This window comes from Streptomyces sp. JH34 (assembly GCF_029428875.1).
Classification (GTDB): Bacteria; Actinomycetota; Actinomycetes; order Streptomycetales; family Streptomycetaceae; genus Streptomyces.
This window is the reverse complement of the sequence record NZ_JAJSOO010000001.1, coordinates 1,628,651-1,630,165: the sequence shown is the minus strand read 5'-3', so window position 1 is coordinate 1,630,165 and position 1,515 is coordinate 1,628,651. Positions and strand designations below refer to the sequence as shown.

Here is a 1,515-nt window from a genome sequence, read left to right as displayed (position 1 = left end):
TGAGATGTCCTCGTGTCTTCCTCCGCGAGCCGGGCCTCCGCGCGGCGTGACTGTCTGGAGTGACCCCATGCCGACCACCAGCGGACAGCCGGGCGGCGCCCCCGGGCCCGGCGCGGTCCCCGCCCCCGTGTCCGCGCCGCCGCGCGTGACCGTCGCGCGGGGAGAGCCGGACTTCCCCGTCCCGCCCGAGGACGTCGTCGCCGCGGCCCGTACGGCCCCCGACCACTGGCTGTCCGTGACGGACCGGCACTGGCTGGGCGCGACGGAGGACGAGCCCGCGCCCCCTTGGGCCGTGCTCGGCCGCTGGCGCAGCAACGCACGAGGCCGGATCGTCTCCTGGGAGGCCAACCCGGACTACCGGCCCTCGCCCGCCGCGCTCGGCTGGGCTCCACCGGTCGACGACGCCGACGCCGCCCTGCACCTGGCAGCCACCGGATACGGTCCGGGCGAGGACGTCACCGAGGCGATCGCGGAGGCCGGTGCCGTGGCCGTGTGCGTCGCCGAGGACGGGGAGCCGGCGTGGACGCGGGCACCCGGGGGCGCACACACGGTGCCCGTCTTCACGTTGCCGCCGGGGGCGCCGGCGGACCGACTGCCCGCGCACGTGACGATGACGCTTCCCGATCTCCTGGACCGACTGCCGTCCGGCCGGGACGTGCTCCTCCTCAGTCCGTCGGCCCCGGCCTCGCTGCTCGTCCCGGCTGACGAGCTGCGTGCACGGTGGCAGGAGACGTCCGGCGAATTCGTGCACCGGGCCCGGACGGCCGGGCGCTCCCGCACCGAATCAGGTACCCCCAGCAAGCGAGGCCAAGATGAGTGAGTCCGGCGCCGAAACCCCCGCCACCCCCAAGGATCCCGTTCCGCCCGAGGAGTTCGTCCAGGCCGCCCGACTGGCACCCGACCACTGGCTCTACCTGGCCGATCCCGCCTGGCAGGGGGAGGGCCCGCCACCCGAGTGGGCCGTGGTCGGCCAGTGGCGCTCCGACTCCGAGGGCGAGATCGTCGAGTGGGAGGACAACGAGGCCTACAGGCCGTCACCCGAGGCGATGGGATGGCCCGAGCCCGCCGACGACGTGGACCGCGCGATCCAGCTCGCCACCACCGGGTACGGCCCGGTGGAGGACGTCACCTCCGCCCTGGCCGGGACCGAGGTCGCCGTGCTGGTCACGGCGGACGGCGAGCCGGTGAGCGCGTCGGCGTCCGACGGCACGGCGGTGGTCCCGGTCTTCACCTCCCCCCGCTATCTCCAGGCCGCAGGGCCGCTGGGCTTCGAACGGCTGCCGGTCGTGGACCTGCTCGGCCGGGTCCCTTCCGGTCACAGCCTCTGCCTCAACAGCTCGGCCCCGGTCAGCATGGTGCTGACCACGGACGGGCTCGCGGAGGTGCTGCGCGAGGCGCCGGGGCCCGGGGCCGCCGGCTCCCCGGCCGACGCGCCGGAGCGGGGCGATCTGCCGGGGGCCGGAGCCGGGGCGACGGCGGGCCCTCCCTCCGCCGAGGCTTCCTGACACCTGCCAT

2 protein-coding genes are annotated in these 1,515 nt (G+C 75.8%); both read left to right on the top strand.

Features of this window, described 5'->3' with window-relative positions; translation table 11 throughout:
• Positions 1 to 67: 67 nt before the first annotated feature.
• Positions 68 to 820, top strand: a complete 753-nt coding sequence (locus LWJ43_RS07190; RefSeq protein ID WP_277331462.1) for a type VII secretion system-associated protein — start codon at positions 68 to 70, stop codon at positions 818 to 820.
• The gene (locus LWJ43_RS07185; protein WP_277331461.1) at positions 813 to 1,505 is read left to right on the top strand and encodes a type VII secretion system-associated protein; all 693 of its coding nucleotides are present in this window, start codon (positions 813 to 815) and stop codon (positions 1,503 to 1,505) included. Before LWJ43_RS07190 ends, LWJ43_RS07185 begins: the two co-directional genes overlap by 8 nt.
• Positions 1,506 to 1,515: the final 10 nt, after the last annotated feature.